This is a genomic window from Pseudomonas sp. LBUM1662 (genome assembly GCF_059695915.1).
Genome location: NZ_CP166793.1, coordinates 4,344,162 through 4,369,726 on the forward strand (window position 1 = coordinate 4,344,162; position 25,565 = coordinate 4,369,726).

General features: G+C 60.8%; 23 protein-coding genes. 15 read left to right on the plus strand and 8 right to left on the minus strand.

Annotation, left to right across the window (positions count from 1 at the left end):
- The first annotated feature begins 19 nt into the window (after positions 1-19).
- Entirely contained in the window at positions 20-622 is a 603-nt protein-coding gene (locus ACA049_RS19680) for a hypothetical protein (protein ID WP_497329090.1), read from the plus strand.
- A 90-nt stretch (positions 623-712) separates the two neighbouring features.
- On the opposite strand, the gene ACA049_RS19685 is transcribed toward ACA049_RS19680, so the two are convergent.
- The 8 genes from ACA049_RS19685 to ACA049_RS19720 form a co-directional block, all read right to left on the minus strand.
- Positions 713-1,534: a VanW family protein gene (locus ACA049_RS19685; protein ID WP_497336918.1), complete on the minus strand. Its 822-nt coding sequence runs from the start codon at positions 1,532-1,534 to the stop codon at positions 713-715.
- 349 nt (positions 1,535-1,883) lie between these two features.
- Positions 1,884-2,468, minus strand: coding sequence for a hypothetical protein (locus tag ACA049_RS19690; protein ID WP_497329092.1), 585 nt, complete (start codon positions 2,466-2,468; stop codon positions 1,884-1,886).
- An 86-nt stretch (positions 2,469-2,554) separates the two neighbouring features.
- Positions 2,555-2,728 carry a hypothetical protein gene (locus tag ACA049_RS19695; RefSeq protein ID WP_497329094.1) on the minus strand — a complete coding sequence of 58 codons (174 nt, stop codon included), beginning with the start codon at positions 2,726-2,728 and terminating at the stop codon, positions 2,555-2,557.
- Positions 2,729-2,739: 11 nt separating this feature from the next.
- Positions 2,740-2,982: a hypothetical protein gene (locus ACA049_RS19700; protein WP_497329096.1), complete on the minus strand. Its 243-nt coding sequence runs from the start codon at positions 2,980-2,982 to the stop codon at positions 2,740-2,742.
- 133 nt (positions 2,983-3,115) lie between these two features.
- Complete coding sequence (locus ACA049_RS19705) at positions 3,116-4,171, minus strand: lipocalin-like domain-containing protein (protein ID WP_497329098.1); 1,056 nt, start codon at positions 4,169-4,171, stop codon at positions 3,116-3,118.
- Positions 4,161-6,632, minus strand: a complete 2,472-nt coding sequence (locus ACA049_RS19710; RefSeq protein ID WP_497329100.1) for an ABC transporter permease — start codon at positions 6,630-6,632, stop codon at positions 4,161-4,163. The genes ACA049_RS19705 and ACA049_RS19710 overlap by 11 nt, the downstream gene beginning before the upstream one ends.
- A gap of 1 nt (position 6,633) precedes the next feature.
- On the minus strand, positions 6,634-7,302 hold the full coding sequence (locus ACA049_RS19715) for an ABC transporter ATP-binding protein (protein WP_497329102.1): 669 nt from the start codon (positions 7,300-7,302) through the stop codon (positions 6,634-6,636).
- A 168-nt stretch (positions 7,303-7,470) separates the two neighbouring features.
- Positions 7,471-9,168 (minus strand): sulfatase-like hydrolase/transferase, encoded by a 1,698-nt coding sequence (locus ACA049_RS19720; protein ID WP_497329104.1) that lies wholly within the window; start codon positions 9,166-9,168, stop codon positions 7,471-7,473.
- A 388-nt stretch (positions 9,169-9,556) separates the two neighbouring features.
- Between ACA049_RS19720 and ACA049_RS19725 the strand changes: the two genes are divergently transcribed.
- The 14 genes from ACA049_RS19725 (at position 9,557) to ACA049_RS19790 (ending at position 25,563) form a co-directional block, all read left to right on the plus strand.
- A complete protein-coding gene (locus ACA049_RS19725; RefSeq protein ID WP_497329107.1) occupies positions 9,557-10,909 on the plus strand; it encodes a UDP-glucose dehydrogenase family protein in 1,353 nt (450 codons plus the stop codon).
- Positions 10,906-11,964, plus strand: coding sequence for an NAD-dependent epimerase (locus tag ACA049_RS19730; protein ID WP_497329109.1), 1,059 nt, complete (start codon positions 10,906-10,908; stop codon positions 11,962-11,964). Before ACA049_RS19725 ends, ACA049_RS19730 begins: the two co-directional genes overlap by 4 nt.
- Positions 11,961-12,707: a sugar transferase gene (locus ACA049_RS19735; protein WP_497329111.1), complete on the plus strand. Its 747-nt coding sequence runs from the start codon at positions 11,961-11,963 to the stop codon at positions 12,705-12,707. The genes ACA049_RS19730 and ACA049_RS19735 overlap by 4 nt, the downstream gene beginning before the upstream one ends.
- Positions 12,708-13,355 carry a CpsD/CapB family tyrosine-protein kinase gene (locus ACA049_RS19740; protein WP_497329113.1) on the plus strand — a complete coding sequence of 216 codons (648 nt, stop codon included), beginning with the start codon at positions 12,708-12,710 and terminating at the stop codon, positions 13,353-13,355.
- 22 nt (positions 13,356-13,377) lie between these two features.
- On the plus strand, positions 13,378-14,403 hold the full coding sequence (locus ACA049_RS19745) for a polysaccharide biosynthesis/export family protein (RefSeq protein ID WP_497329115.1): 1,026 nt from the start codon (positions 13,378-13,380) through the stop codon (positions 14,401-14,403).
- A gap of 17 nt (positions 14,404-14,420) precedes the next feature.
- On the plus strand, positions 14,421-16,013 hold the full coding sequence (locus tag ACA049_RS19750) for a GumC family protein (protein WP_497329117.1): 1,593 nt from the start codon (positions 14,421-14,423) through the stop codon (positions 16,011-16,013).
- A complete protein-coding gene (locus ACA049_RS19755) occupies positions 16,010-17,098 on the plus strand; it encodes a glycosyltransferase family 4 protein (RefSeq protein WP_497329119.1) in 1,089 nt (362 codons plus the stop codon). Before ACA049_RS19750 ends, ACA049_RS19755 begins: the two co-directional genes overlap by 4 nt.
- Positions 17,095-18,462 (plus strand): O-antigen ligase family protein, encoded by a 1,368-nt coding sequence (locus ACA049_RS19760; RefSeq protein WP_497329121.1) that lies wholly within the window; start codon positions 17,095-17,097, stop codon positions 18,460-18,462. Before ACA049_RS19755 ends, ACA049_RS19760 begins: the two co-directional genes overlap by 4 nt.
- Complete coding sequence (locus ACA049_RS19765) at positions 18,459-19,427, plus strand: glycosyltransferase family 2 protein (RefSeq protein ID WP_497329123.1); 969 nt, start codon at positions 18,459-18,461, stop codon at positions 19,425-19,427. The genes ACA049_RS19760 and ACA049_RS19765 overlap by 4 nt, the downstream gene beginning before the upstream one ends.
- Complete coding sequence (locus ACA049_RS19770) at positions 19,420-20,556, plus strand: glycosyltransferase (protein WP_497329125.1); 1,137 nt, start codon at positions 19,420-19,422, stop codon at positions 20,554-20,556. Before ACA049_RS19765 ends, ACA049_RS19770 begins: the two co-directional genes overlap by 8 nt.
- A gap of 12 nt (positions 20,557-20,568) precedes the next feature.
- A complete protein-coding gene (locus ACA049_RS19775; protein WP_497329127.1) occupies positions 20,569-21,570 on the plus strand; it encodes a polysaccharide deacetylase family protein in 1,002 nt (333 codons plus the stop codon).
- Positions 21,567-22,871: a lipopolysaccharide biosynthesis protein gene (locus ACA049_RS19780; protein WP_497329129.1), complete on the plus strand. Its 1,305-nt coding sequence runs from the start codon at positions 21,567-21,569 to the stop codon at positions 22,869-22,871. The genes ACA049_RS19775 and ACA049_RS19780 overlap by 4 nt, the downstream gene beginning before the upstream one ends.
- Complete coding sequence (locus ACA049_RS19785) at positions 22,868-24,787, plus strand: hypothetical protein (RefSeq protein WP_497329131.1); 1,920 nt, start codon at positions 22,868-22,870, stop codon at positions 24,785-24,787. The genes ACA049_RS19780 and ACA049_RS19785 overlap by 4 nt, the downstream gene beginning before the upstream one ends.
- A gap of 86 nt (positions 24,788-24,873) precedes the next feature.
- Positions 24,874-25,563, plus strand: a complete 690-nt coding sequence (locus ACA049_RS19790) for an N-acetyltransferase (RefSeq protein ID WP_497329133.1) — start codon at positions 24,874-24,876, stop codon at positions 25,561-25,563.
- Positions 25,564-25,565: the final 2 nt, after the last annotated feature.

Below are 25,565 nucleotides of genomic sequence, written 5' to 3' on the forward strand. Positions count from 1 at the left end.
TCATGACGGGAGCCTACCGATGCCTTATCCCGAACTGAAAAAAGCAATTCAGCGTGCCGGCTTCACCCTTAGCGAATTCTCGGACCAGCGAGTATTTTTCGGCTGCTGGTCACTCACTGTCGAAGGTTATGGACATAGCTACTTGATCGTCAACGAAGGACGTGAAGGCTGGATGATGTTCTACCTTAAGGAATCAGCTGGGTCATTTATTGAGCTGGATAAAAAAGAATCTGCCTGGATGGACGACGTTGACAGGGCGACCCAATGCCTTATCTGGCTTTCCGGCTCCCGCCCACCTCAGGAGTGCAAGGTACGAAATTATTACGTAACTGCCGAAAAGGACCTTGTACCGGAACTCCCCCATATTTCTGAGTGGCCAAAGTTGATCGGGTATTGTTACGCCGATGACTATTTTCTTTTTTTTGAAGGCAAGGGACATGGATTGAGTGGAACTGCTGTCCCAGCTCACAAGGCCAATAATGCTGAATGGTTGGAACTTTTCTCTGCGTTAAATGCAGAGTGGTTCTTGGAGTTAGTGGAAACATCGCGGTTTACGTCGGAAGAAGCATTTACCCTGGCGCTGACCTCCAAGATTGGCTCGCTTGAAGTTCGTAAATATTAAGAAAATTCAGTGTTCAAGCAAGCCTACATTCGCTTCTACAGGCACAACTTTAAACAACAAAAAACCGGAGGTCTTAAGGCCGCCCACTTTTTACCCATTCTCCGCCAACAAACTTTCCCCAACCTCATACTTAACAACCACCCGATTCCTATAAAGCCGTTCATTCTCCAACACCTCACTCCCCTGCCCCTTACTCCTAACCTCCCGCCAAATCTCATTCTCCCGAAACACCCTCCCCCCCTCCCGCAAAAACCGATGCCCAACCTGATAAACGTGATACCGAAACTCCCGCACCCGATCACACAATAACTCCCCCTCCAACTGCTGCTCGCCCACCTTCAACTTCAACTGAAAATGCCGATCCGTCGGGTTATGCAGCATCAGATCAACGTAGTTATAAAAAATCGCCGCCCCTGAACCGAACGGCAACACTCGCCCTTCATCAGGAAACGGATCGAAGCTGTGGTTCGAACGTTCAACCACCACCAGCGGCGAGTGAATGGCCATCCAGTGGATGAGGTTGCTCAGTTGGCAGATGCCGCCGCCGATGCCGCTGCGTGCTTCACCAAATGACAGTTCCATGCCTTCGACGTAACCGCGTTTTCGGGTCGGTCGGCCCACCAGGCGGCAGAAGGAAAAGTATTCGCCGGGCGCGATGACTATGCCGTCTATCGATGACACGGCCAGTTTGAGGTTGATGACTTTGTTGTGTTGCAGTGCAATATCGGAGTTGCCGAGTTTACGAATCAGCTTGGAGGTGTGTTTGAGGTAGCGAAAGGGCAAGCGGGATTCGGCGTTGATTGAAACGGCGTAATGCCGGCTCGAGAAGCGCCAGGCTAATTGCCGAAACAGTCTTTTTTGCCACACGCGCAGCCAGTAGAGGGCCGGGTGATAAAGGGAGAGTGGTTTCATCTGTGTCAGAACGGCGGCGGCCGTTTTCATCCTTGATCTGAATGCCGCGCATCTTAACGTATTGCTGCCGGTGCGTATCGCACTCCGAGGAGGTGTTCGCCCAGTGTAATGGCCTCGGCAATCCATGCACTGGTAAAGAGCCCTGCCACTGGGCGAACGGGAAGTATTTTAATAGAAGTTGGTGAAGTTGTCCGTACACGTAATCATGAAATTTATCGATACAACATTAATTAAATGTCAATTCAAATATTATTGGTACGACAACAAAAACTCACCAGTTCGACCATTAAAACTGATTGTTCTTATACAAAAAAACTGTACAAGAACAATCAATATATAGAGCTAATACTCAACTTTCGTGTTTGCTGGTCACGGTCAGGATGTCGGTGTAGGTCACGACGACACTTTGTCCAACTTTCAGGTCTTTCAGTTTTGCTTGAACTTCGGGTCTGACGACGTCGATGGTCTTGGATTGACCGGCCGGGTTTTCGAAGGTCACCTGATTTTTCTTCAGGTCGATTTTGGTGATTTTCAGCTGGACCTGCACTTGGCGGTAGGCTTCGCCGCCCGGGTTGTCGCTGCCTGGGGCGGCTCGGACTTCGCCGGTGCGCTCGACGCTGCCTGGCAGGCCCTTGTCGACATCAGTGTCGAGGTAGGCGGCGACGGCGCTGGTGACCTTGACGTCGACTAGATCGCCGACTTTCAGGTTGTCGAGGTTTTTGGCCTTTTCGGTCAGTTGTACATGAACCTGACGACCTTCCGGCCCTTCCAGGACGACTTGGCGATTAGCCGCATCGACCGAGACGACTTTGGTGGTCACCTGATCTGCTTCCACAACGGCAGACAGCGGGATGTCCGCGGCCATGGCGCCAAGGCTGGTAGCAGACAGCAAGGTAGCGAGGGTAATGGCTTTGGTCAGTGCGTGAAGTTTCATAGGCGGTACATTCCCTGTGATGAATGGCAGCAGACGGCTCTGGCCCGTGGGTCAGCGCCGACTGTGCAATTCAGCATAGACGCAGTTCAGGGAGTTTTTGCAGTTTCTTGCGCGGTGGATTCGCCGCTTTGCGTGCCCTTGCCGCTTTCCTTACGCCGGGTCGGGTCGGTGGGGCGCAGGGCGTCGTTATCGCGCTCGACTTCGCCCGGTGGTCGCGGCTCGTCCGGGTGTTCTGCGGTGTCGGGGGATTGGGGTTTCATGGTGGTTCTCCTCAGGCTTCGGGGTCATCGACTTCTTGGGCGACGTTCACCGCGGGCGAGTCTTTGTGGGATTGTTCGGCCTTGGCTTTCAAGGCCTGCCATTGCTCCAGGTCGATGGCGCCCTGCCCCAGCAAGTCGTCGGCGACCCGTAGCAGTTCGCTGTAATGGGCGTCGGGGGATTGCTGCCAGTAGGCCTTGTCTTCGAACAGGCGTTGCCAGGCATAGAGGTCGGGTGGTTTGAGGTCTTCGCTCATGAGTGATTACCTGCGGGGGATTCTTAGGGTAGAGGGTTGTGCGGCGATTGGAGTTCCGGGGGATTTGGGGGGGCAAGATCAAAAGATCGCAGCCTCGTTTCACTCGACAGCTCCTACAGGTTTCTGCAGGGGTTTAGTAGCCGGTCATTTCGAGGTAGCCGGTGCCGCCGTTGAATTGGACGGGGCCTTCCCAATAGGGGATGCGCAGGTCCATCCAGGCGTTGGGGTTGAGGGCGGTGAGGGTGATGTCGAGGTGTTTGGAGGGGATTTTGATTGACCAGCGTATGGGCATTGAACGCCCGGCGACGTTGGCGGTGTCTTGCGGGGTAAGGAGGATATCGTCGGCGTGCAGCAATTGCGTCTGGCCTTGGGCATCGATCCAGGTGCCCGTGAGGTACGGCGCGCCGTCCTTTTGCCGCATGCGATAAAGCATCACCTGTTCGCCGCTGTCCAGGTGCAGCGAAAACCAGTCCCAACCGGTTTGATTGGCGGTCAGTGGCTGGCTGCTCCACTCGCGGTCGAGCCAGGCCGGGCCGTTGACTTGATAGGTTTTACCGTCAATTTCCAACGCGCCACTGGCCTGGAAAAACGGCTGGCTGTAGTAATACGACGCCTGCCCTTGTTCGGATTTCTGACTGAATCCCTTGTCACCCTGAAGCACCAGCGGACGGGTGGACGTCAGCCGCAATTGGTAGCCGAAGCCCTTGTCCCGCGCGCTGAGTTGCAGATCCGCCAAGGCATCGGCGCCCTGGCTGCTGAACCGCCAATCGTCGATCCAGGCAGTGAACGGCGTGAGACTCACACCGGCCTGACCCACCCCGCCACGGGCGTAGCGTTCGGCCGCATGATGGGCGGTGGCCGACGTCACGGCCGCGTGCCCCAGCCAAATGGTCTGGTTGCCCCAACCCTGTTGCTCCGGAACAGCTTTCAACGCGCTGCGAAACAACGTCCATTGCACGCCAAACTCGCGGCCCTGATCGTCCTTGAGATTGGCGGTGACGTACCACCATTCGATGCGAAAACCGTCGTGAGGACCGTGGTCTGCCGGGAAGCTGAATTCCCGCCCGGGTATTACGGGTGTGAACACGGAGGCTTCCCCCCCAAGACCTGCGAAGCCCTTTTCGTCAGGCGCCGGGTTATCGCAGCCGCTCAACAACACCAATAGCAACAAGCCGACCTTAATCCTCATGCGCAAACGTCCTCAGCAGGTCCGCCGGTTGCGTGCGGTACAGCGAATACAGCGGCCACGCCGACGCCAGCAAGGTCGCGAGCAACGCCAGCCCCATCAATTGCAACAGCTGCAACGGAAACACCCGCAACGGCAATCGCCAGCCGAATGCCTGCACGTTGATCACCGTGTCCAGGCACCACGCCAACGCAATCCCCAACGGCAACGCCAGCACCAGTGTCAGGACCGCCAGCAACCAGGTTTGTCCGAGGTTGAGCAGCATCAATTGTCGCCGCGTCACGCCCAGCGCCCACAGCGGCGCGAGTTGGCCGAGGCGGCTCTGGCTCTGGGTCAGCAGGCTGATGAACAGCGCCACGCCGGCAACGGCCAGGGTCAGGCTGTTGAGCGCGGCGGTGGCGGCGAAGGTGCGTTCGAAGACTTGCGTGGACCAGCCCTTGAGTCGGGCCTGATCGACGATTCGGCTGTCGTCCAGGGTGAAACGCGTTTGCAGCGTTTTGAGGAATGGCGCAATCAATGCCGGTTCGATGCGCAGATTGAAACGATTGGGCGTGAGCTGCGGCCAGCCGCGCAGCAGGTGGTTGGCGTTCACCAGAAGGTGGCCCTTGGGATTGCCGTAGTCGGCGTAGATCCCGACGATCCGCGGCGACCACGGGCCGCCCGGCGTGGGAATGGTCAGGTGATCGCCGAGTCGCACCTTCAAGCGCCGGGCCAGTTGCTCGCTGAGCATCAGCGCATCGTCCTTGGCCAAGCGGTCCCAGGGGGTGTCACCCAAGGCTTCCAGCAGCGGCCAATGCTGGCGATAGGTCGGGTGATCAATCACGCCGAAGATATCCGCCGGCCAGCCTTGCAGCTGGATCGACACCTGCCAGTTGGGCAGCACGGCGGTCAATGAAGGCTGCTGTTTGAGCCAGGTGTGCAGCTCTCGGGACTGCGCCGGGTTTTGCGGATTGACGTAGAGTTCGGCGGTCAGGCGTTGTTCGAGCCAGTCGCTGAAGGTCTCGCGAAAACCGGCGGTCATGCTGCCGGCGCCGATGTTCGCCGCCAGTGCCAACAGCAACGCCATCAGCGCCAGGCTCAGCGCCGGCAGTTGCTGACGGCAGTCGGCGAGAAACCATTGGCCGAGTACCGAATGACTGCGGCTCAACGCCAGGTTCAAGACCAGATTGAGTACCACCGGCAAGGCCAGTGCGGCGCCGATCAACAGCGCCGCCATCAGCACAAAACCGCTGGCCAGGCTGTCACCCCAGAACAAGGCGACAAGCGCGATGACAGCGGCCAGTGCCGCAACCCAACCCTGACGGCGTAACCAGCGCGCGTGCGCCTGATGCCAGGCTTGCGGATCGGCCAGGGCCAGCAACGGCAGGCGCGCCGCTCGCAACAGACTGTTGGCACCGGCCAGCAGCGCGCCAAGCAGACTCAGGCCCACACCGCTGAACCACCACCACGGACTGAGGCTCAACTGCCCCGCCACTTCGGCGCCGTACAGACCGCGCAGACTGGCGGCCACATCCGGTAACAGCACGCTGGCCAGCAAGTAGCCGCTGACGACGCCGGCAATCCCGCCGATCAGCGCCAGAGCCCCCAGTTCAACGGCGAGGCCTGCGATCAGCATTCGTGCACTGACCCCGCAGGCGCGCAGGGTTCTGAGCAAGCCTCGGCGTTGCTCCAGCGCCAGCCCGATCGCGGCGTGGACGATGAACAGGCCGACCACGAAGGATAGAAATCCCAAGGCATCGAGGTTCAAATGAAAGCTTTCAGTCAACCGCGAAAGATTGTTTTCTTCACCGCTGGTTTTGAGCTGCAACTGGCCTTTGTATTGCTCGGGCAGTGCCGCGCTGAAATCCTTCGGCAGCAGCAGGCGCGACAGTTGCTCCGGCAGACCGAGAATCTGCTGGGCATAGCCGATGTCCACCAGCAATATGCCGGGGGCCATGTCGGTCTGCACCTGCAGCGGCGGCAATGCCACACCGCTCACACTCAGCGGCTCTGCACCTTCCTGCAGACCCAACGTCTGCAAAGTCTGCGGTGAAATCCAGGTGCGGCCCGGCGGGGTGAAGAACTCGACAATCTGCTCGATCGCCAACGACCGCCCCGCCACCGCCGAACCGGCCGGCAGCGACACCGGCTCGATGCCCATCAGTTGCAAACGCTGGTCTTCATGGCCCTTGAGCGTCACCCGCCCTTGCAGCACCGGCGAGACCGGCCAGCCCGCGCGGCGCAGGTCGACAAACAGTTGCTGGGGGAAGGTCGCGCCACTGGGCGCGCTGAGGCTGGCCTGCGGTTCGCCGCCGATCAACTGACTGGCTCGCGCATAACTTTCCCGCGCCTGGCTGTTGAGCGCCTCGACGCCGGTCAGCAAACTGGTGGCGAGCCAGAGCCCGGTCAGCACACTGAAAAATTGCACCGGGTGCTGCCGCCAATGGCTGAGCAGCGCGCGCAATGTTTCGCGAAAGACTCGCACCTCAGTGCTCGCCCGCGCCAGCCAGACGGCCGCGATGCAACACGACTTTTTCCGCCAGCCGTTCAGCGACGCGGTGGCTATGCGTGACCATCAACAAGGTGGTCGGGCTGTCGTCGAGCAATTCCAGCAGCAACTGCAACACCTCATCGCTGGTGGCTTCATCGAGGCTGCCGGTGGGCTCGTCGGCCAGCAGCAGTTTTGGCTGCGACGCCAGGGCGCGGCCCAACGCGACACGCTGCTGTTGCCCGCCGGAGAGTTGTTCGGGATAACGCCGCAGCAAATCGCTCAAGCCCAGTCGCTGCACCAGATGCGCCTGCCAGCGCGGATCATGCCGCCCGGCCAGCCGCGCCTGGAACGCCAGATTGTCCTCGACACGCAGGCTGCCGATCAGGTTGAACTGCTGGAACACCAGGCCGATTTCAGTCCGCCGCCAGTTCGCCAGTTGCCCTTCGCTCATCTGGTCCAGCCGATGTTCGCCGCTGCGGATGCTGCCCTGATCGACCTTGTCCAGCCCGGCGATCAAGTGCAGCAAGGTGCTCTTGCCACTGCCCGACTCGCCCATCAGCGCCAGGCTGCTGCCGGGTTTCAATGTCAGGTCGACACCTTGCAGCACCGGCAACGGGCCTTGCGGAGTGGCGTAGCTTTTGAAGACGCCCTGGACCTGAAGCATGAAGGGAGGCTCGCTGAAGTGAGAGCGCCTAGGATAGCGGACGGTAGCGGCACCGCGTTATCGTTCTTCGCGGGCAAGCCTCGCTCCTACAAAGGTTTTATGAACGCCGCAAACCACTGTAGGAGCGAGGCTTGCCCGCGATGAGGCCAGATCAGACAACCCGAAACCTCACTGCCCCACCGCCACACTCGTCGCCGCCTGCCCCGGCGTCACAATGCTCTTCAGATCAATGTGCTTCCACTCCGGCTTCGCCCCCAGCCGCGCATTGAACCGATAGTTGAACGTAAAGTCGTCCGCCGTCGGCACGCTCAACGGCTTGCCATACACCGACTCGATCCCCGCCAGGTCATAACCCATCAACTGCAACAGCGTCGGGAAAATGTTGTAGTGACTCGACCGGTCCTTGTTCGCGGCCAGCGCTTTCTGCCAATCCAGTGTGCGCAACTGATCGCCTTGGATCACCACCAGCGGCACCAGGCCCTCCTCCTCCACCGGATCTCCCCCGCAGTGCGTATTCAACCCGGGGTTACCCCGTTCATGCAGGTCCTGCCCATGGTCAGATGTGTAGATCAGCAGCGCATTGCTCATGTCCGCCTGGGCAAATACCCGTGAGAAAAACTCCCCGACGTTCCACAGCAGCGTGTTCTTGTAGGCATTGCGGTAAAGCACCCAATCGTCCGGCTGACCGTTGAATCCATCGCGCTTGCCGGTGTCTGCGATCTCCACAAACTGGCCGCGAGGCAAGGTCGGGCGATAGGCCATGAACGCATCCGGGTATTTGTCGTGCACAGGGAAATGCGCGCCTACCTTGTTGACCACCACCAGTTCCGGTTTGCCGTCGTTGAGCAGCTCGATCAGCTTCGCCGCCGCCGCCATGTCGCGATCACGCACGCTGGTCTGGTCGAATTGCACAAACTCGTCGATGTCCTTTTTCTCGGTTTCGTTCATCAGGTTCTGCAAGTTGCCAGCGGTGCGCTGGGCATCGATGTACACGGTGCGCAGGCCAGCCTTCTTCGCGTACTGCCAGATCGACGGCAGGGTGCTGTTGATGCGCATGTAGTCGGCGCGGGTGCCGCCGTAGCGCAGGGTGATGTTGGTGTCGGCGCTGCAATTGGCAATGGAAGCGGCATAACCGTAATTGAAGATCGCGACGCCCGGACGCGGTTCCTTGAGGTTGCTGTGCACACCGAACGGCGCGTTGATGTCCAGGTAATTGCCGGAAATGCTTTCGTCGATGATCAGCACGATGTCGTGCCCCGGCGGTGCGTCGTTGCGCGCCAGGCTCACCGGCTCGCGCGGGCCGACGGTGTTGTGCAGGGCCTCATAGGTGAACAGGTTCAAATAGGCCAGCGGCGTGTACATGATCGGCAGGCCACGGGCGCCCTCGCCCGCTCGCACGAACAACACCGCACTGAGCAGCAGCACCCCGAGCACCGGCGCCGCCACCAGCAACGCACCGGGCAACGGCATGCGCCGACGCGGTTTGAGCCCGATGCCGAACAGCAGCAACAAGCCGCCGAGTACGCCACTGATGATCGCGTCGCGGTACTGGTACGCCGCCTCCTGAATGAACCCGCCGGAATACACCAGCGAGACGAAGCTGCTGTACGTCAGGTAGTCGGCCGTGACCCGCGTATAGACATCGAAAAACACCGCCGAGACAAACATCGTCAGGGCAAACACATGACGGATCAGTGTCTGGCGAATGTACGCGGTCATGAAAAGCGCCACGGTCAACGCGATAAACATCCCGCCAAACAGCAGCACCGGGAAACCGATCCCCATTGCGCTCAGGCGTTCCAGGTAATAGTCGTAGTTCTTAACTAAATAGATAACTAAGAGCAGTTCTTTGAGGTATCGAATCATAGTATTTCCGATGCTCGTGGCCGTCCGTTGGCCAATAGATTGTCGGCCATTTTTTGACACTAGCACCGGGCCATCAAAGCGCAAGAAATGTCGGGTTTTTACACAAAGCGTCAAAAAAACGTTGACTCAAATCTGACACACCTGACCGGCTGTAACCCTTGTGTTTCATGCCCTACGACCGTTTATCGTTTTCTTGGAAAAGTGAAAAACCCGTCAAAACCGCGGCAAATCCAGCAGTGGCAAGCACTTGATGGCAAAACGCCCCAAAAATGGGCCTGTTATAGCAGCGCAACATGTCATTTTGCTGACACGTTTTCCCAACGCTGGGCTATACCCCTTTTGACAGTCTTATTTAAGTTCTTTCCACCGTCTTACGAGGCACGCCAATATGGACGTGAGCGTATTTGGTACGGGCTACGTCGGCCTGATACAAGCAGCGGCACTGGCCGATGTCGGACATCGTGTCTTATGTGTCGACATCGATCCGAACAAGATCAAGCAACTGCAACAGGCAGTACCGCCGATCAGCGAACCGGGGTTGTCCGGTACGCTGGAAGAGAACATCAAGGCCGGCCGTTTGCTGTTCACGACCCAGGCCAGTGATGCGGTCGAACACGCCGAGCTGATTTTCATCGCCGTCGGCACGCCCGCCGATGAAGACGGTTCCGCCGACCTCAGCCACGTCCTGAATGTGGCCCGCCAGATCGCCAGTTACATGGAGGCCGATCGCACCCTGATCATCAAGTCCACCGTGCCGGTCGGCACCGCAGACCAGGTGGCTGCCACCGCCAACGAAGAACTGCTTCGCCGTGGCAAGAGCGCACTGAATGTGCGGGTGGTCTCCAACCCCGAGTTTCTCAAGGAAGGCAGCGCCCTCGCCGATTGCATGCGCCCGGACCGGATCATCGTCGGCACTGATGATGACGAAGCCCGCGGCCAGCTGAGCGAGCTCTACGCGCCGTTCTGCCGCAACCATGAAAAGATCATGTTCATGGACAACCGCAGCGCCGAGCTGACCAAGTACGCGGCCAACGCGATGCTCGCCACGCGCATCAGTTTCATGAACGAACTGGCCAACCTCACCGAACTGCTGGGGGCCGACATCGAAGCGGTGCGCAAAGGCATCGGTTCGGACCCGCGCATCGGTTATCACTTCATCTACCCGGGTTGCGGTTTTGGTGGCTCGTGCTTCCCCAAGGATCTGCGCGCCCTGCTGCACACCGCCGAACACAACGGCATGCCGTTGCGTCTGCTGCGTAGCGTCACCGACGTCAACGACAGCCAGCGCCACATCCTCTTCAGCAAACTGAAAGCGCAATTCCCGAACGGGCTGGCCGGCAAATCCATCGCGATCTGGGGTTTGGCGTTCAAGCCCAACACCGATGACATGCGCGAAGCCCCCAGCCGTTACCTGATGGAAGCGCTGTGGGCCGAAGGCGCGAGCGTGCAGGCCTATGACCCGGAAGCCATGTCCGAATGCCGGCGCATTTACGGCTACCGCAATAACTTGCACCTGTGCGCCACCCGCGACGACACCCTGGAAGATGCCGACGCCCTGGTGATCTGCACCGAGTGGAAGAACTTCCGTGTGGTCGACTTTGACTTGCTGGCGAGCAAACTGCGCTCGCGGGTCATTGTCGACGGTCGCAACCTCTACAACCCGGAACAAGTGGCGGCGGCCGGTTTGCACTACAGCGGCATTGGCCTGCGGCACATTGTTCCCGAGGCGCCGCGACCATGAAGATTCTCGTCACCGGAGCGGCCGGTTTCATTGGTGCCCATTGCGTGTTGCGGCTGATCCGTGACGGGCACCAGGTGTTCGGCCTCGACAATTTCAATGATTACTACGACCCGCAACTCAAACACGATCGCGTGGATTGGGTGCAGGAGCAGGTCGGCGCTTTCCAGCTCGCGACGGTTGACCTGGCCGACGGTCCGGCCATCGAGGCCCTGTTTGTCCGAGAACAACCCGAGGTGGTGATTCACCTCGCGGCCCAGGCCGGGGTGCGTTACTCGCTGGAAAACCCTCGGGCCTACCTCGACAGCAATTTGAGCGGGTTCCTCAACATCCTCGAAAGCTGCCGCAACCACCCGGTCAAGCACCTGATCTACGCCTCGTCCAGTTCGGTGTACGGCGCCAACCAGCACACGCCTTACTCGGTGAAGGATGGCGTCAACCACCCGCTGTCGCTGTACGCCGCGACCAAGAAAGCCAACGAGCTGATGGCCCACAGCTACAGCCATTTGTTCGGCATTGCGTGCACCGGCCTGCGCTTTTTCACCGTGTACGGGCCGTGGGGACGGCCGGACATGTCGCCGATCCAGTTCGCCCGGGCGATTGCCGAAGGGCAGCCGCTGAAGTTGTTCAACTACGGCGAGCACCAGCGCGACTTCACCTACATCGACGACATCATCGAGAGCATCGCGCGCCTGATCGAGCGTCCACCGCACGCCAACGCCGAATGGGACCGTGAACAACCGGACCCGGCCAGCAGCATGGCACCTTGGCGGATCTTCAACATCGGCGGGCAACACCCGGTGGAGCTCAAGGATTACCTGGCGCTGCTGGAAAAACACCTTGGACAAAAAGCCCTCGTCGAGTTGCTGCCGCTGCAGCCGGGCGACGTGCTCAACACCTGCGCCGATGCCAGCGACCTGGCTCGGGCAACCGGATTTCAGCCTTGTATTGAGCTGGATGAAGGACTCGGGCGCTTCATCGCCTGGTTCCGCGACTACTACCCACTGCCTATCGCCCACGCGCCGCTAGCGGCTGAACTTCAGCGGAGGATTCTATGACTGGACATGAAAAAACGGTGCCCCTGCAACAGATGCGTCGAGACAAGCGTCTGGACCCAGAGCACCGAATGCGTCTCGACACCGCGATCCATATGCAGGGTCGTGGCTGGATGACCGGCCGTGATGGCGGTCGGCCGTGGACGCTGTCACGCACCAACCGCGTGGTCGCTTGCGTCGGTGCGCTGCTGATTCTGCTGCTGATCTCGCCCATCTTGTTGGGCCTGGCACTGGCGATCAAATTCAGCAGCCCGGGACCGGTGATGTTCGTGCAAAAACGCACGGGCTACCGCGGTCGCAAGTTCGGCATGTACAAGTTCCGCACCATGGTGGCCAACGCCGAGGAGCTCAAGGAGTCCCTGCGCCACCTGAACAAGCACGGTGCCGACGCGATCGATTTCAAGATCGACAAGGACCCGCGCATCACCGGCATCGGCGGTTTCCTGCGGCGCAGCAGCCTGGACGAGCTGCCGAACCTGATCAATGTGGTGATGGGCGACATGCGCCTGGTGGGCCCGCGCCCAACCTCGTTCAACGCCTACCGCTACAAGGACAATCACCTTGCACGCCTGAGCATCTACCCCGGCATGACCGGCCTTTGGCAGATCTCCGGGCGCAGCAATATCGACTTCGACCAGCGCGTTGAGTTGGACCTCAGCTATATCGCCGAGCAGAGCCTGTTGCTTGATCTGAAGATCCTGTTGAAAACCCCCTTCAAAGTATTCAGCGGCCACGGAGCGAGTTAAATGGACGGTTCATCAGCCAAAAGCCTAAGCATTGCCAACCCGAGCGAGTCCAACCTGACGTCGACCGTGCTCGATCAAGATCTGCGGATCCTATTTCTGACCGCCGCCAACCCCGGCGCAGGTACGACCACCAGTGCCCTGGCGCTGGCCAGTCAGCTGGCACAAATGAGTAGCGGCGAGGTGCTGCTGGTCGATGCCAGCCAGTCGGCGACCAACCTCACGCAGCAACTGGGGCTGACCAAGGAGCGCGGTTTTCGCGACCTGCTGTTCAACACCCAGAGCCCGCCGTTGTTGCAGGACTGCGTGGTGAACGTGTCCAGCCTGCCCTTCCACATCTTGCCTAACGGCCGGTATGTGCGCGGCACCGAACACCTGACACCCGAACGCCTGGGCCCGTTGCTCGATCAGCTCGGCAGTCAGTATCGCTTTGTGGTGATCGACGGCGACGCCGTGTATTCCGCCGCCGACACCATGATCATCAGCACCCAGGTGGACGGCGTGATCATGGTCGTGCGCTCCGAAGACACGCGCTGGGAAGTGGCCCAGGCGGCGGTTCAGCGCCTGACCCAGGCCGGCGCGAAACTGGTCGGCAGCGTGTTCAACCGACGCAAGTACTACATGCCGAAGTGGCTGTACAAAAACCTGTAAGCAATCAGAAAAGGATGACGACATGAACGCCAAAATGCTTGTCCTGCTGTTGCTGCCGCTTGCAGGTTGCTCCAGCACTTCCGAAACCCAGACCATGCCGGTGAATATCCTCACGGCCTCACCGGCCAACGCCCAGGCCACCGACATGCCCAAGGTCGAACAGACCTTGCGGCCACAGGACGTGCTGGATGTGATCTTCCACATCAGCACCAGCGGCTCGGACGCCTACCGCATCCAGTCCGGCGACCAGATCGGCCTGAACTTCACCGCCGCCAGCCAGCTCAACGGCAATCAACTGGTGCTGCCCGATGGCTCCATTGAACTGCCGGGCGCCAACACCTCGGTGAAGATCGCCGGGCTGACCTCCGAACAGGCGCGTGAAGAAATCCAGCGCGCCTATCAGCGCAAACAGCTGTTCCAGCCTAACCGCAACCAGCTGTCCGTGCAGGTCATCAGCCCGCTGAGCAACGAGTCGAACCTCAAAAGTGCGCTGAACCACCCCGCGACCGGCATGAGCCGGGAGATCACCGTGGGCACCGACGGCTACGCCAGCTTCCCAGAAATCGGCGCCGTGCCGTTGCAAGGCATGACCGTCAATCAACTGGAAACCTTCCTCAACCAACGCTACGCGAAGCTGCCGGGGCGGATGACCGTCGACGTGCTGCTGAAGTCCACGGCGGGTAACGAAATCTATGTGCTGGGCGAAGTCGGCCAACCGGGTTCCTACCCGATCCGCCGGCCGGTCTCGGTGCTTGAAGCGCTAACCCTGGCCCGAGGCTCCAACGTCAAGGCGCGCCTTGATTCGGTGGTGATCATGCGCCGCAACGGCAACCAGGTGCAGGCCGTGCACTACGACGTCGAAAAAGCGTTGGCCGGCGATGCGTCGCAGATTGCGTACTTGCAACCAGACGACATGCTCTATGTGCCCAAGACCAAACTGGCCAGCGCCGGTGAGCTCGCGCGGCAATTGGCAGACGTGGTGTTGTTCCAGGGCGTGGGCTTCAGCTTCGGCTACCGCGTCGACAACAAAGACAGTGACAGCAACTAACTCTCAGGTGACCGACCATGAATCCAAAGGAAAACTACCTGCACGAGTTCTTCAGGATCTTTTTCGCCAACAAGCAGTTGGTGAAACGAGTCTTCCTGGTCTTTGCAGTGATCGCCCTGGTCTTGCCGCTGATGCTCAAACAGAGCTTCGATATCACCGCCCAGGTGATCGTGCAGTCCAAAAAACTCTCACAGGGAGACGCCACCACGTCCCTCAACCAGGAGAACGCCTCGTTCATTCCACCGTCCCTGGCGGACATGGAAACCGAGAGCAATATCCTGCGCTCGCCAGCCTTGATCCGGCAGACCATCAGCGAGTTGCGCGACAAGGGTGAGTACACGCCCACCCCTGGCGTCTTCAACAAGCTGGTGACCCAGCCATTCAAACAGTACGTGACCACGCCACTGCGCGAATACGTGATCAACCCGATGAAAGACGCCCTGGGCCTGGAAACCGATCCGGTGCGCGACACGGCGCTGGACGCACTGACTCAACAGGCGATGGACAGTCTGAAAATCGAGACGCTGCCAGGCTCCAACGTCATCTCTATCATCTACAGCTTCGGCGATCCGGCACAGGGCACCAAGTTTGTTGCGGCCTTGCTGCAGAACTACCTGACCAGCCGTCAGGAGCTGCAATCGATCGACTTGCCGCAGTCGTTCTACGAAACCAAGAAGAAGCAGTATCAAGTGCGTCTCGATGGCCTGGAAGGCACTCGACTCGGCTTGCTGGAAGCGGTCGGCTCGTCCGATCCGAAGGAAGAAATCACTTTCCGCCTCAACGCCATCAACACCGAGGAGCAAGCGCTCAACCTGTACCGCGATCGCCTGCTGCAAAGCCAACGCTGGCTCGAATACCTGAAAACCAGCCTGGCTGCAGCGAGCAATTCGAAACTCAACGATTACACCTTCCCCTACACCTTCACCACCACCGTGGACAATGTGGCGTTCGAGGATCGTGAGATCAAACAGATGGGCGAAGCCCTGACCACTCAGGTCAGTCGCTACATGAACGACCTGGCGATCTTCCAGCCCGGCAGCGAACCGATGTTGCTGACCCGCGAGCAAATCGCCCGCACCCGTCAGCAGTTTCTGAAAGTGGTCAGCAACCGGATTCAGGAGCGCAACACTGATCTGGCGATTGTCAGCTCGGTGATCGACCAGAAAACCAAGCGCATTGCCGAGTTCAAGGACCGCATCCACCAGTTGCAGGAAACCCAGAGCAAGCTGCGGCAGATGGACACCGAGATCAACGCGTTGCACGCGGCGTTCTCGACCTATGCCCAGCGTTTCGCCGAAAGCAGCAGCGCACGCTCGCTGGACAACGACCTGTCCAACGCACGGGTGCTCAGCCCGCCGTACGAGCCCACCGAAGCAGCGTTCCCGAAACCGATGCTGATCATTCCGTTCGGCTTGTTCACCGGTCTGTTGCTGGCGATTGCCCTGGTCTACGTGCGTGAGTTCTTCGATCACCGTTTCAAACACCCAGCGCAAATCACCCACGAACTGGGCTTGCCGGTGCTGTTGGTGATCAACGATCAGAACGTGGAACCGACCAATCCTCACAGCAACTGGTCCGTGCCTGGCCTCGTGCATTGGGTGCGCAATTGAACGCGCCGCTCACCCCTTCCCTGCCGATCATTCATTTGCTCAGCAGCGGCGGCTTCTACGGGGCTGAGCGGATGCTGCTGGACCATTGCCTGGCGACGCCGGGGCAGCACCAGGTGCTGTTTCTCGATGCACCGCCAGCGTTGATCGCGCGGTTTCGCCAGGCGGGAGTCGACTGCCGGGGTTGCGCGGGGCTGGGGCAACTGCTCACGCATTTACGCCAGCGCCGGGCGGAACGGCCGTTGATCAATACGCACAACTTCAAGGGCCTGTTGTTCGGCTGGGTGGGCGCAACGCTGTTGCGCCTGCCGCTGGTGATTACCCAGCACGGTTTTACACCGCGCAGCCGCAAGCAGAAGTTCTACACCTGGCTGAGCCTGCAACTGTGCCGCACTGCCTCGGTGAATCGCGTGGTCTGCGTCGCCGAAAGCATCGCCGTGCTGTGCCGTCAGGCCAGCGTACGTGCGGAAAAGCTGCAAGTGATTCCCAATGGTTTACCGGCGGCTACCGGATTGCCGCCGCACAACGTGAACCGCCAGCGTTGGCTGGCGGGGTACGTCGGGCGGCTGAGCAGTGAAAAAGGCCCGGACTTTTTTCTCGATGCGCTGATTCCACTCTGCCGGCAACACCCGCAACTGGACGCCGTGATGCTCGGCGACGGCCCGGAGCGGGAGACGCTGCTGGCGCGCATCAACGAGGCGGGTTTGCAGGACCGCATCACTCTGCCCGGTTACCAGACCGACATGAGTGTGTGGTGGCGACAACTCGATACGCTGGTGATCAGCTCGCGCACCGAAGGCACGCCGATGATTCTGCTCGAAGCGATGCAAGCCGGCGTGCCGGTGGTGGCATTCGGTGTCGGCGGAATTCCCGATGTGCTGCAAGACGGGCACAACGGCCTGCTGGCGACACCCGCCGACAGCGCCGCCCTCGCCGGCCAGATCGGTTCGTTACTGAATGAACCGGCCATGGCTCGCCAACTGATCGACAACGCAAAACGTACGCAATTGGACCGTTACGACCTCAAGGCCCTGGCCGAACGCTGGTCGCAACTTTATCTCCGTACTGCACGGGAGGCACGCGCGTGATCTTTCCGCTCTCGATCGTCAGTTTGTTTGGCCTGGTCTGCCTCGGTTTGTTGGCCAGCCCTTATCCGTATCTGGCGCCGGGGGCGGTGCTGGGCCTGGTAGGTGTCGCGCTGCTTTACCGAAAACCCACCTGGGGTTTGCTCGGGATTGCAGCGCTGGTGCCGTTCGAAGGTTTCTTCAAGGACAGTTCGCTGTCGGGCACCAAGTTCCTCGGCGCGTCACTGGCCGTGATCCTGATGCTGCAGCTGGCCATCCACCAGATTCCCTCCGATCGTCTGCGCAGCAATATCTGGCGCTACCTGATCTGGTTCATGGCGTTGTACCTGCTGAGCACGATCAACACCGACAACATGGACATGTCGATGGGGCATCTGCGGGAGCTGAGTGTCGGCCTGGTGCTGTTTGTGATCACCCTGCTGATCGGCCGCGAGATGAACATGAACCTGTTCGCCAAAATGGTCACTATCAGTGTCACGGCGACCTGCGTGCTGGCAATGTTCTCCAGTAAATATCAGGACCAGGGGCGCGCTGCCGGCCTGCTGGAAGACCCGAACGCCTTTGCCATGCTGATCGCCTTCGCCGTGCCACTCGCCTTGCTGCTGGTGGTGCGCAGCCCGCACTTCCTGCATCGGGTGTTCTGGGTCGCTTGCTGCATTTTGCTGCTGGGCGGCATGACCAAGACCGAATCCCGTTCGGGGCTGGTGGTGCTGTTCCTCAGCCTGATGATCGGCGTCTGGCACTACCGCCTCGAGCTCAAACGCATCCGTCCACGGCATCTGGGGTTTGCCATGCTGGGCCTGGTGATCGTGATTCCGCTGGCCCTGTATGCGATGCCGAAGGGTTACATCGAGCGCATACAGTCCTTGAGCATCTTGAGCGCCGGCGCCAAGAGCCAGGACCAATCCCTCGGCCGTCGTGCCTCGTACATTGTGGTCGGCAGCGAGATGATCCGTGAGAACCCGCTACTGGGCACCGGCCCCGGCACCTTCCCGCTGCACTACGCCACCACCGGTTACGCCAAGGCGTTTTCGGCCAACCGCAAAATCGGTGACCTATACCGCCGCGCCCACAACACCTACCTGGAAATCTTCAGTGAACTGGGGATTCCCGCCGGCCTGTTGTTCGTCGGCATGCTCGGCCTCGGTTTGTACAACCTGGTCCGCGCCCGTCGTGCCTGGATACAGCGAAGCAACCGCGAGCAGGCGGATCTGCTGACGCACCTGAGCATGAGCTTTCTGTCGCTGGCCCTGTTCCTGATGTTCCTCAGCGCACCCAACCAGAAGTACGTGTGGATCATGCTCGCCCTGACCAGCGTGCTGCGTTTGAAAGCCGAAGAAAGCCCACTCGTGGAGGCCAAGGCATGAGCCGCATCAGTATTGTCATCCCGATGTACAACGAAGCCCATCACATCGCCCGGACCCTGCTGGCTGCGCAACGCGCCGCCATCTCCGCCGGGCTGGAATGTGAGCTGATCGTGGCCGACAACGGCTCCGAGGATCAGGGCCCGCACATTGCCCGGCAACTGGGCGCGCAGGTGCTGGTGCTGCCGGGCTTGATGATCGGTGCCCTGCGCAACCGCGGTGCCGCTGTCGCCACCGGAGACTGGCTGGCCTTCATTGATGCCGATGTCGAGATGCCCGAGGACTGGCTCACGCTGTTGTTGAAAATCGAGCCAGCGGTTCAGGTCGACGTCCTCGGGCTGGATTTGCACACCCCGGCCGAAGCCCCGTGGTACGCCAACGCCTGGCAACGCCGCACGTTGCGCCCGAACAACGAGACGGTGCAAACGGTGCGCTGGCTGCCCAGCTCCAACCTGTTGATGCGCCGCCCCTGGTTCGACAAGGTCGGCGGCTTCGATGAAAACCTGCGTACCGGCGAGGACAAGGACTTCACCATGCGCCTGTCCCACGCCGGCGCCCGCCTGCTCTCGGTCAACCAGACTGTCGCGCTGCATTGGGGGTATGAATGCAGTTGGCGTGAATGGATGGGCAAGGAATTCTGGCGTCAGGGCAGCCATCTACAGCTCCTGCGCAGCCACGGGATGAGTCTGCGGTTGCTGCGCTTTCCGTTGATGTCACTCGCCGCCTGGTTCCTGGATTTCCTGGCGATCTCCGCCCTGCTCGATGGCTTCCCTCATCATGCGGCGCTCATGGTGTTCCTGACCAGTATTCCGGCGCTCGCCTTGAGCCTGCGCCAGACCCTCAAGCACCGTGATCTGCTTCTGACCCTGCAACTCTGGGGCCTGCACTGGTTGCGTCTGCACCTGGCCGGCGCCGCGTTCCTCCTCAGCATGTGTCATTGGAAAGCCAGGAGGCCTGCCCGTGGCTGAATTCATTTTCTGGTTGTGCCTGTTGTTGCCGGTGTACGCCTATATCGGTTACCCGCTGCTGTTGACGCTACTGACGCCGTTGTTTGCGGCGCGGCGTCATGGGGCGCCGGAACCGATGAACATCAGCATCGTGATTGCCGCGCACAACGAGGCGCGGCACATCGAACACAAGCTGCGCACCTTGCTCGCCCAGGATTATCAGCCGGCCTCGCTGCAGATCATTCTGGCCAGCGACGGTTCGACCGATGACACCGTGGCGTGTGCACGCAAAGTCATCGACCCGCGCATCACTATTCTCGACCTGCCCCGCCAGGGGAAGGCCGCGACCCTGAATGCCGGCGTTGCGTTGAGCACCTGCGATATTCTGGTGTTCACCGATGCCGACAACCAATGGTCCCGCGACACCCTCGGCCACCTGCTTGCGCCCCTGTGCGATCCACAGGTCGGAGCATGCGCCGGGCACATGGTGATCCCGGTCACCGGCGGTGGCCTGAGTGTCGGCGACAGCCTCTATCGGCATTACGAAGGCTGGCTGCGCCGCGTGGAGAACCGCACCGGTTGCATGGTCTCCGCCGACGGCGCCCTGCTCGCCCTGCGTCGCGAGTTGTTCCAGGACGTGCCGGCCGAGGTCAACGATGACTTCTTCATCAGCACCTGCGCGCCAGTGGCGTTCAAGCGCATTGTCTATGTGCCCGAGGCGCAGGTGATCGACCACGGCGTCGACGAAGCGGACAAACAATTCCGCCGTCGCCAGCGGGTCACCGTCGGGGGTCTGCAAAGCCTGGCCCAACGCAGCGAGCTGCTCAATCCGCTGAAGCATGGCCTGTATTCGATTGCCTTGATCAGCCACAAGTTGATCCGCCGGCTGGCGCCGATCCTGTTGTTGCCACTGCTGCTGAGCAATTTCTGGCTGTGGGAAGAACACGGTTTCTATCGCCTGAGCCTGGTCGCGCAACTGCTCGGCTACGCCGTGGCCATCGCCGGCCTGCTGGATTCGCAACACCGATTGCCCAAACCCTTCCGCCTCGCCGCGTTCCTGCTGGTCACCCTGGCCGGGATGAGTATCGGTCTGTGGCAGTTCCTGCGGGGGCAGCGGTACGCCCAGTGGAACCCTGAGCAAAACCGTTGAAAGGACTGAGCCATGGCGATCAAACAATTATTAAAACGTACCAGTGGCTGGCTTTATCTCAACTCGTCGGTGGGCCGCAATCAGCTGCAAGGCGCCGGCGTGATCCTGATGCTGCATCGGGTGCTGGCCACCGACCACGCCGCCGACCTGCCGCACCGCAATGAACTGTGCGTCGGGCCGAAGGCGTTCGAACATTTGCTGGTGTGGCTGAAAAAACACTTCGACTGCGTGTCGTTGATGGACATCCTGCAACCCGGAAAGGTGAGATCGGATCGCCCGAAAATCACCCTGACCTTCGACGACGGCTGGCGCGACAATGCGCTGAATGCCTTCCCGCTGCTGCAAAAATATCAGGTGCCGGCGAGTATTTTTCTCTCCACCGATTTCATCGGCAGCCGTCAGCGGTTCTGGTGGGAAAGCATCGGTGAAACCCTCTGGGGCAGCCACGGCGAACGGGCCCGGAAGCAATTGATCGACTGCCTGAAAGAGGTCGGTCGGCCGCTGCCGGTGCCCTTCGATGAACTGGATGTAGAGCGTCGCAGCCTGGCCTTGCTGCATTTTCTGCAAAGCCTGAAAACCCTCAGCCCAGCTGACCTGAATCGCCTGACCGACGAGTGCCCGGACGAGTCATTGCCCCAGGCACTGGACTGGCATCAGGTGCGCGCCCTGGAAGCCTCGGGACTGGTGCGGTTCGGCCCGCACGGCGCCAGCCATTCGATTCTCACCGGTCTTGACGATCAGCGTTTGCATGAAGAACTGAGCCGCAGTCGCGATGCCTTGCACAATGGCTGCAACCGGCCGCTGCCGGTTTACTGCTACCCCAACGGCGACAACGATGCGCGGGTGCGCGAACACGTTTCCGATCATGATTACCCGTTCGCCCTGGGCACCGGCACCGGGATTTATCGGGGCACCGACGATCCCTTGAACTTGCCTCGCTTCGGCGTCAGCCAACGGGTGGCGCGCAATCCGCAGCTGCTTTCGTGGCGCCTGTATCGCGGGGCACGCGCATGAGCCGCAGCCATTACCTCAAGCACCTGGCCCTGAGCATGGGCACCAAACTGGCAATGATCGGTTTGCGGCTGATGCGCAACGTGCTGCTCGCGCGGATCCTCGGGCCGAGCGAACGCGGCTTGTTTGCCTTGCTCAGCACCCTGCCCGACCTGATCAGCGCCGCCACCAGTGGCGGGCTGAATTCGGCGGTGGGTTTTCAGGCGGCCAAGCAGCGGCCGATGGGTTTGCTGCTGAGTCAGGTGTTGGTGTTCGGTTGCCTGCTGGCGGGTCTCTTGACCTTGCTGGTGGTCGCCCTGGTGCGCGAGTTCGGCAGTGAACTCGACGTCACCACGCAACTGGGCCTGCTCGCCTGGCTGTTACTGCTGGCAGTGCCGCTGACCGTGCTCAAAAGCGGACTGCTGACCTTGCATAACGCCTCCGGCGGCGTGGTGGCATTCAACGCGTTGCGCCTGGTGGAATCCCTGGCGCCGCTGTTGCTGTTTCTCGCCTTGTTCTGGATGTGGAAAGACTCGGCGCTGGAAGCGGCGCTGATCAGTTGGCTGGCAGGCATCAGCCTGGTGGTGCTGGCGGGCTGGTTCTGGCTCAAACGTGCTCAGCCCTTGAAACTGCAATGGGACCGCGCCAGTCAGAATGAACTGCTGCGCTACAGCGCCCGCAGCCATCCGGACCTGCTGTTCCAGCAAGTGATTCTGCGTTCCGATTACCTGTTCATCGGTGCCCTGCTCGGCAGCACCGCGCTCGGTCATTACGCCATGGCCAGCGCCGCCGCCGAACTGCTGCTGATCGTCCCGGAAGCGGTGACCACGCCGTTGATGAAACGCCTGCTGCAACAGGAAGAAGGTATCGACAAAGTGACGCCGTTGGCGCTACGCCTGACCGCCACGGTGATGCTCGGCGCCTGCGTGACCATGGCCGTGATCGGCGAATGGCTGATCGTGACGCTGTTCGGCGCGGCCTATCAGCCGGCGTATCCGGCCTTGTTGGCGCTGCTGCCGGGCCTGCTCGGCCTGTGCTACGCGAGCATCCTGCGCCTGGACCTGCTGGGCAAAAACCGGCCCGGCACAATCTCGCTGTTGATGGGACTGGGTGCGCTGCTGAATCTGGCGCTGAACCTGGTGTTGATTCCGGCCTACGGGATCGTCGGCGCGGCGGCAGCCTCGTCCATCGCCTACGTCGCGGTGACCCTCGCGCTGCTGGTGATGTACTGCCGGTTGAGCGGCGTGCCGGTCTGGCAAACCCTGATCATCCTGCCCAGCGATGTAGCGCCGATGCTGCAGATGCTGCAACGGAAGTCGGCATGAAACGCCTGGCCTTGCTGTTGAGTCTGGGCCTCACGCTGAGCGCCCAGGCGGCGCCGATGCGTTGGGCCGACATTCGCGACGGCAGCCTGTACCTGCAACCGGACCGGCCCGACACCCTGACCATTCGCTGGGCGCCGGCATGGCAGGCGGATGCCAACGAAGAACGCCTGTACCTGCTCGACGGCCAAGGCAAACTGCAGAACGAACGCCTGATCGCCGCCAGTGAATCGCGCGGCAGCCAGAGCTGGCCGTTGGCGCCGAGTGCCTCCAGTTATCAACTGGAAATCCCGGGGTACAGCTTCCGTCGCTACCGGGTTGAACACGACGAGCGCACGGTGGCGCTGTTCGCCCCGGCCAAGGTGCATTTCAGCGCCGAAACCCACAATGGCGATGAGCTGTACTTCAAGGTGGCGCCGGGTGAACACGCGGTGCTGGCCGGCAAGTTCCACGGCGGCGTCAGCGCCCTGCAGGCGCAACGCGTGGGCGACGGCAAACAAGTGGCGCTGGCGCTGAAACCGTATCGAGGCTATTGGCAGTTCGACAAGGTCGAGTTACCCGTCGCCACCGAGCCACAGGTGTGGCGCCTGCGCCTGCAAGGCAGCGGCAAAGTGGCGTTCTGGCTCGACGGCACCGCCAACCTCTTCGCCCAGAACCCGCAGCAGCTCAAGCCCCTGCGCGAAGACGATGGCCAGGTCCGGCTGACGTTGCACAACAAAATGCTGGGGCCGACCCCGAACCTGGGCATCGCCCTGCCCTACGTCAAGGTGCCGGAATCGAGTTACGCAGTACTCGATGCGCTCAAGCCACAGGCCGGGACGTATTACAGTTTCGTCGACATCACGGCGAAGAATCCGCAGTACGAAGATGATTTCCGTCGGCTGTATCAGGACCGTTTCGGCATCACCCAGGACATCACGCTGTTGGCCGGGAGTCAGCGCCAGGCTGACTTGCGCGCCGACACCATGAGCAACGCCGGGCTCGACGCCTGGCTCGCGTCGACCCGCGCCTTGGGCGGAAAAGGCACGCATTACATCGGTTTTGCCGACGAGCCGAACCTCAACTACCCGGACTACGCCAACTACCAAAGCATCTTCAACAGCATGGCCCGGCAAGTGCGCAGCAACCCTGCCAACGCCAAGGCCGGCGTGCGCATCGCCATGCCCGCCAGCTCGCGGCTGGTCAATGGCCCGTTCGCCGACAACGCCGCCGACAAACGCGGCATCGACTGGGCCAAACGCTTGCTGGCCGAATCCGGCGACAACATCGATGCCCTGGCCTGGCACGAATGGATGATTCGCGACCTGCTGGCGACACGGGTCTACCGTGACAGCGTGCGCCGCGCCGCCGAGCTGGTCGGCCTTGACGCCCAGGGTCGGCCGCGCAAGGCCTTGCTGCTGGACCAGACCAACATGTCCAGCGGCTCCAGCCTCAGCCCTTACGATCAGGAAACCGACTACGCCTCATTGTGGTGGGCGTCGGTCGTCATCAACTCGTCCCAGGACGGCTTGCTGGAGATGCTGAGCTGGTTCCAGGCCGCTGACGAACCGAACTACCCCAAAGGCATGTTGCGCGTACTCGGCGCCGATCGCTTCGAACTCAAGCCCGTGGGCCTGGCCCAGCAGTTTATCCGCGAGCATTGGCTGCGCAACGTGATGCTCCTCGAAAACGACGCTTTCGAGGTCGACGTGCTGGCCATGGTCGAGGACCAGAAGCGCAGCCTTTTGGGCGTCAATAAAGCCACGCGTTTGCAGCGTGTGGCCCTGACCGGGGCCCCGTGCCCGCTGGTCAACGGTTCTTTGCGCTACTTCGGCGCCGACAACCGTGCCCGCGACGCGCCGTTCAATTGCCAGGACGGTCGCGTCAGCTTCGAGCTGCCAGGACGGACCCTGTTCAATCTCAGCTGGAGCGCCTCATGAATTGCCCACTATTGCATTGCGAACCCGGCCATTGGCCGTGCCTCGCATCACTCCACTCACGGCCAAGACCGTCAGGAGTCAATAACATGAGCGTTTTGCGGAAACTCATCCAACACATCAGACAAAAAGGCTTGCGCGCCACCCTCAATAAAATCTGGAAGCACTACGTGTTTTCCCATCAGGAACTGCTGTGGATGGAGCGCGACCTGGTCAGTCCGGTGCCGCCGTACAAACTCAGGCCCTACCCACCGCTGCAGGTGGTCAGCATCACCCCGGAGAACGCCGTGGCCTTCACCCGTTACTTCGGCGACCGCGTGGACACCATGGCCGAACTGGCCCGCGAAGGGTACACCGGGCAGATGCACCTGGACGATCAGGGCGACGCCGTGGCCTTCATCTGGGGCGCGGCACGCAACTACCACGACAAGCACTATTACGGCTGCTGGTTCCCGGTGAAAGAAGGCGAGTTCTTCGAATTCGGCGGCGAGCTGACCCGTGCCTATTGGGGCACTGCGCTCTCGATGGACCTGCAGACGGAGTTGTGGAAAGCCATGCTGGCCCAGGGTTGCCACACGGTGGTGGATGTCTGTGAGTACCACAATGTGCCGGCCCTCAAACTGCACATACGCACCGGCTACAAGGAACAAGGGCGGATCATGAACGTCTACGAGCTGTTTGGCCGCTGGCGCTTCTACCGCGAAACCCATTACAGCGGCTCACGCCTGGATGCCTTGCGCAAACCGGCGCGTGAACCTGCCACAGCAGCGGTGACCTGACC